The organism is Chloroflexota bacterium (genome assembly GCA_020850535.1).
Classification (GTDB): domain Bacteria; phylum Chloroflexota; class UBA6077; order UBA6077; family JACCZL01; genus JADZEM01.
In genome coordinates this window covers 56,141-62,140 of the sequence record JADZEM010000146.1, presented here as the reverse complement: position 1 = coordinate 62,140, position 6,000 = coordinate 56,141, and the positions used below count along the sequence as shown (strand labels likewise).

Genomic DNA, 6,000 nt, shown 5'->3' with positions numbered 1-6,000 from the left:
GCCTACAGTCACACCGTCGCTGCGCGACGGAGACCGGGAACAGCCGTCGTCCGGTGAGACTGGAGCGTCGCGCAGCGACTGCAGGATCGTAGGCGGGGCTTTCAAGCCCCGACGCGGCGGCACGACGACATCAACATGCAATCGCCCTGGTCTGGGTGCCAGGTTTCGGGTTTCGGGGGGCGTGCGTCAGGTACGCTTTCCCCTGAAACCCGAAACCAAGAACCCGAAACCCATCGTCAGGAGCAAGCGTGCAGCCGCGAGCATGGTTCCAGTGCATCAAGGGGTGTCCCGGCGAGCTGCCGCTCACCGATATCGTCTACGAGTGCCCCCAGTGCGGGGCGCTGCTGGAGGTTACCCACGACATCGGCCAGTTGAAGCGGCAGAGCGCTGCCGCCTGGACCCGCCTCTTCGACGCCCGCTACAAGCGGACTACCTGGCCGTACGGCAGCGGCGTCTGGGGCAAAAAGGAGTGGGTCGCGCCGCACGTCTCGGACGACAACGTCGTCTCGCTGGACGAGGGCGGCACCAACCTGTTCTGGGCCGAGCGCTACGGCTCGCAGCTTGGCCTCACCGACCTGTGGGTCAAGATGTGTGGCAACAGCCACACCGGATCGTTCAAAGACCTCGGGATGACGGTCCTCGTCTCGACGGTCAAGCAGATGATCTCGCAGGGCATGCCGATCAAGGCCGTCGCCTGCGCCTCGACCGGCGACACCTCGGCGGCGCTGGGTGCCTACTGCGCCGTGGCCGGCATCCCCGCCGTCGTGATCCTGCCCCGCGACAAGATCAGCGTCCCCCAGTTGATCCAGCCCATCGCCAACAACGCGCTGGTCCTCTCCCTGGACACCGATTTTGACGGCTGCATGGAGATGGTCAAGCGGCTGGCGAAGGAGCCAGGCATCTATCTCGCCAACTCGATGAACTCGCTGCGCGTCGAGGGCCAGAAGACGGTCAGCATCGAGACGGTCCAGCAGTTCGACTGGGGCGTGCCGGACTGGGTCATCATCCCCGGCGGCAATCTCGGGAACACGGCGGCGCTCGGGGCCGGCTTCCTGATGATGCACGAGCTTGGCGTGATCCAGAAGCTGCCGCGCATCGCCGTGGCCCAGGCCGAGCGCGCCAACCCGCTGTTCCAGTCGTATGTGCACGGGTTCGCGCCGCTGGAGCCGATCCACGCCCGCCCGACGCTCGCCTCGGCCATCCAGATCGGCAACCCGGTCAGCTTCGACAAGGCTGTGCAGACGCTGAAGCGGTTCGACGGCGTGGTGGGGCAGGCGACGGAGGACGAGCTGTCGCAGGCGGCCGCCCGCGCCGACCGCACGGGCATGTTCACGGACCCACACACCGGCGTGGCGCTGGCGGTGCTTGAGAAGCTGGTGGCAGGCGGCGAGATCGCGAAGTCTGACCGGGTGGTGGTGGTCTCGACGGCGTCCGGGCTGAAGTTCCCGGACTTCAAGGTCGGATACCACCAGGGGACGATGGAGGGGATCGCCCCGGCGCTGGCGAACACGCCGGTGCTGCTGCCCGCCGAGTACGAGGCGGTCAAGCGCGCGGCGCTTGAGGGCGTGGACGCCGCCCACCGGGCCTGACGCGTTCAGTGCGTGGTTATGTCAGCCGGCACGCCGTTGGACGGCTGATATGATCGGGTACATCATCCCGAGCAGAACGACCCATTCGGGATGACGAACCCATCACGTCCAGCGTGGTGATGTCCGAAGTGACAACGTCACGCAGGGCCATGGCGACGCCTAGATCTTCGCGTACTTCACAATCGAGTGGCAGCCCTCGTGCCAGCGGTTGTAGCGGGTCAGCGCCGTGTGCGTGACCTCGCCCACGTAGATGTTGCCCTTGGCGTCCACCCACAGGCCGTGCGGCGAGGAGAAGCCGCCCGGGCCGCACACGTCGGCGTTGCCCCACTTCGTGATGACGTTGCCCTCGATGTCGCGGATGGTCAGCTCCGAGTTGTAGCTCTCGGGCCAGACCTGTCCGGAGAGACTCGTCTCGCCCTTCTCCCAGGACATCTCGCCGACGTACACGATGTTGTCGCTGTCGATGTAGAGATCGCCAGGGCGGCGGACGTTGGTCATGATCTTCAGCAGCTCGCCGGTCGGGCTGAAGATCTGGATACGGTCGTTCTCGCGGTCACAGACCCAGATGCGGCCGTCCGTGGCCGCCCACACCGAGTGCGGCAGCATGAACTCGCTCGGGCCGGTGCCGGGGCCGCCCCAGGACTGGATCAACTGGCCGTCCGCCGTGAAGCGGTGGATCTGGGCGTTGCCGTAGCCATCCGAGACGTACAGCTCGCCGTTCTGGGCCACCGAGAGGCGGGTCGGGCGGTTGAACGGGCCGCCGCCGCGCTCGATGGTGGTCAGGTTGGCGGGGACGTTGGCGCGGTAGCCCGTGTCCGACGGCTTGCCCGAGACGCCGAGGGTCATCAAGATCTTGCCGTCAAGGGTGCACTTGCGGACGGTGTGGTCCGTGTCGTCGGCCAGGAAGACGACGTCGTCCACGATGGTGATGCCGTGCGGCCGGGGATACAGCTTGTTGTCGCCCCAGCTGTCGAGGAACTTGCCGTCCTCGTCGTAGACGATGACCGGATGCTCGCTCCGGTTGAAGACGTAGACGCGGTTCTGCGAGTCGGTCGCCACGCCGGCCACGTCGCCATGCGACCAGCCAGCCGGCAACTGCTCCCAGCCATCGACGTACTCGTAGCGGTACTTGCCCTCGCCAACAATCATCGTTGCGGCCCTCCCAGGGGAAAGGTGACAGTCGGTGTCACGTGAGGGCATGGTAGCCCGTGGAGACCTGCCGGCGTAGGCGCGTGGTCGGGGCTTCAGCCCCCGACCGCACGCGATGGCGCCAGCGTCAGGACGGCGTCGGCGTCGCAGGCGGCCTCCGGGGAGGCTGCGGCAAGGCGCGACGCCAGTGCCGCACGGGCCGGTGAGCCAGGACCGGCAGACGGGGATAGGCTCGTTGCGCCTGCGGCGGACAGCTCGGACTCCAGCACGCCGAGCGCGTCAGCCAGCAACCGCAGCCGCGTGATGCCCGCCGCGATCTCACTCCAGAGCTGACGGTCCGCCACCTGGGCGTCACACGTGGACTCCAGGTTGGCGATGGCCACCAGGGCTGGCCGCAGCCGCCCGAGGACGCCATCAAGGAACACCTTGCCGCCGGCCTGGAGATCGGCCGTCAGGGTCCGCACGTCGGGGACGGCCCGCCACGCCTCCAGCAGATCCCAGAGCAGCGATGCAGCCCGCTGGCCGGCCAGGGCGACGAGCGCCGCGCGCACGGCCGTCTCGTGGTGGTAGCCAGCCGGATCGGCGAGGTACGCCCCGATCACCAGCGCGTCGAGCCGGGCCAGCCCGGTCTGACGGGTCGAGTTCAGCAGCAGGCCGGCCGTCTCGGAGGCCAGATCAGCGGCCGGCGGCCGGTCTGGCGGCAACTGCACGGCGAACCTGAACGAGTCGTTCGAGGCGTAGTTGAGCCAGACGACCGTCTTCCGCCCGAACAGGCTGGCCGCCTCGCGGGCCTTCTCAGCCGTGATGTCGTGGTCGCGGACGACCGTGCCGGTCCAGAACACGTCAACGTCGGCGGGCAGGCCGGCCGCCAGCCCAGCCGTGTAGGCGGTGTGCTCGCGAGCGCCCGCGGTCCAGTAGTAGGTCGGCACGACGTACAGTTTGAGACCGTCCGGCAACTGCTCGCGCAGGCCGTTGGCGAGCCACAGATGGGCCGCTGCCAGATCGGAGAAGCCGTCCGGCGCGGAACCCGGGTCCACGTCGTCCAGGCAGAGCGCGATAGCCCCGACGCCGAGTGCTTTCGCCTCCTGGCAGGCGCGGACCAGGATCGCGAGGTCGTCCGCCGAGCCGTAGCAGATCGGCGGGCTGGGCTGGATCGACTCGCCGGGCCGGCGGGCCTGCCAGTACCCCACGAACCAGCTGCGGCCCGAGGTCGGGTGGAAGCGGACGGCGGCCCCCTCGGGCGCCCAGGCCTGCCCGGCGATCAGCGGGTGCAGCGCCAGGCAGAGGGTGATCCCCCGTGCGGCACAGTCGGCCGCCAGCTCGCGGACGATCTCGCGCTCGGCGGGGCGGAGCGGCTGCCGCCACGTCAGCCCCGTCTCGGGGCAGAACGTGTAGCAGAGCATCAGGAAGTCGTAGCCCGCGCCCTGCAGGAAGGCCGGCCAGCCGATGTACTGCTCAGGCTCCCACCAGAGGCCCTTCAGGCCGCGCAGCGGGCAGCCCGCCGCCCCTGCCCCGCTGGCGCTGGCTGCGTTGCGCACGTCGTGGGACATGCCGCTCAGAGGCCGGCCGCCGCGCGGGCGCGCCGATCTTCCAACGCCAGCACCGCGTTCACGCACGACGTGACGGGCGTCGGAATGCCGTGCTTCACGCCGAGCCGGGCCAGCGCGCCGGCCAGCGCGTCGATCTCCAGCGGTTTGCCCCGTTCGAGGTCACGCTGCATCGACGACTTGAACTCCGGGTGCAGCCGGCGCATCCAGCCGAGCCGCTTCTGCACGACATCGTCCCCGAAGTCCACGCCCTCGGCCTTCGCCACGGCAGCGGCCTCGGCCAGCAACTGGCCCAGGGTCGCTGTCAGCTCCTCGGAGGCCAGGATCTCGCCGATGGGCGCGCGGGTCAGTGTCGTCAGCCCGGCGAACGGCACGATGAACAGGAACTTGTCCCACAGCTCGGCGCGCATGTCTTCCGGGACGGCCACGTTCAGCTTCGCCTCGGCAAAGGCCGCCCGCAGCGTCTCGACCCGCTCGCTGCCCGAGCCGCCGGAGTTAAGCTCCCCGAACCGCGCGATCGCGCCCTTGCTGGTGTGGGCGATGACGCCCGGCTCGGCGATGCTCGTCTCGATGCGGATCGTGCCCGGCAGCGCCACGCCCGCCCCGAGCACGGCGTCGATGCGCTCGTGGTTGTCGATGCCGTTCTGGACGGTCAGCACCGTCGCGCCGGGGCGCAGCAGCGGCTTGAGGGCGGCAGCGGCCGACTCGGTGTCGTAGGTCTTGACGGTGAAGAGGAAGAGGTCGGCCGGGCCAAGCTCGCCGAACTGGTCCGTGGCGTTGACGGACGGCAAGGCAAAATCGCCGTCGGTGCTCTGGACCCGCAGCCCACCCGCCTTGAGGGCGTCCAGGTGCGCCCCGCGGGCCAGAAACACGACCTCGTGGCCGGCCTGCGCCAGCCGTCCGCCGACGTACCCGCCGACCCCACCCGAGCCGATCACCGCGACGCGCATTCCGATCTGCCTCCTGAACGCTCCGGCCGCTCGCCAGATCCGGGCACGCAGAGTGTCCCAGGGGCGGCGCGGCCGGGGGAGTATGGCGCACGGCGCGGCTGGCTACAACGTCCGAGCGGCTACCATCAGGGCGATTGCATGTTTGATGTCGTCGTGCCGCCGCGTCGGGGCTTGAAAGCCCCGCCTACCATCCTGCTGTCGCTGCGCGACGCGCCAGGCTCGCCAGCCCCAGCCGTTCCCGACGGCCGTCGCGCAGCGACTGAATGACTGTAGGCGGGGACTTCAGTCCCCGACCGCCCGTTCCGTGATGCTTCGGGGACACCAATGAACAGGCAATCACCCTGATGCTGCTACCAGTGCAATCGTATGTTGAGCGCGTCGTGCCGCCTCGACGGGGCTTGAAAGCCCCGCCTACCATCCTGCAGTCGCTGCGCGACGCTGTAGTCTCACCAGTCCCTGTCCGTGCCCGGCGGCCGTCGCGCAGCGACGGCGTGAGTGTAGGCGGGGACGTCAGTCCCCGACCGCCCGTTCCATGATGCTTCGGGGACACCAATGAACATGCCATCGCCCTGCTTCTCGCAGGCCGCCGCGCGCAGGGTCCGCCGGGGACACCGGCCCCGGTAGCTGCCATCCGGTTCGTTCGGCCATTCGCGCTCCCGAGTCATCGCTGCCAGAGACGACAAGAAGGCCAGAGGGGATGTCCCCCCTGGCCTCCAGGCGTCCGGTCAGCCGCGCACCCTCGCGAGATCCAGCCAGCAGCCCCGC

General features: G+C 69.2%; 4 protein-coding genes. 1 reads left to right on the top strand and 3 read right to left on the bottom strand.

All coding sequences use genetic code 11. The features are described from left to right. Positions 1 to 248: 248 nt before the first annotated feature. Entirely contained in the window at positions 249 to 1,589 is a 1,341-nt protein-coding gene (thrC, locus tag IT306_22180) for a threonine synthase (GenBank protein ID MCC7371140.1), read from the top strand. 159 nt (positions 1,590 to 1,748) lie between these two features. Here thrC and IT306_22175 read toward each other — a convergent pair whose 3' ends face one another. From IT306_22175 to IT306_22165, 3 genes are all read right to left on the bottom strand, one after another. Then, positions 1,749 to 2,738: a hypothetical protein gene (locus IT306_22175; protein ID MCC7371139.1), complete on the bottom strand. Its 990-nt coding sequence runs from the start codon at positions 2,736 to 2,738 to the stop codon at positions 1,749 to 1,751. A gap of 95 nt (positions 2,739 to 2,833) precedes the next feature. After that, positions 2,834 to 4,288 (bottom strand): beta-N-acetylglucosaminidase domain-containing protein, encoded by a 1,455-nt coding sequence (locus IT306_22170; protein MCC7371138.1) that lies wholly within the window; start codon positions 4,286 to 4,288, stop codon positions 2,834 to 2,836. 5 nt (positions 4,289 to 4,293) lie between these two features. After that, entirely contained in the window at positions 4,294 to 5,235 is a 942-nt protein-coding gene (locus IT306_22165; GenBank protein MCC7371137.1) for a 2-dehydropantoate 2-reductase, read from the bottom strand. Between the last annotated feature and the right edge of the window lie 765 nt (positions 5,236 to 6,000).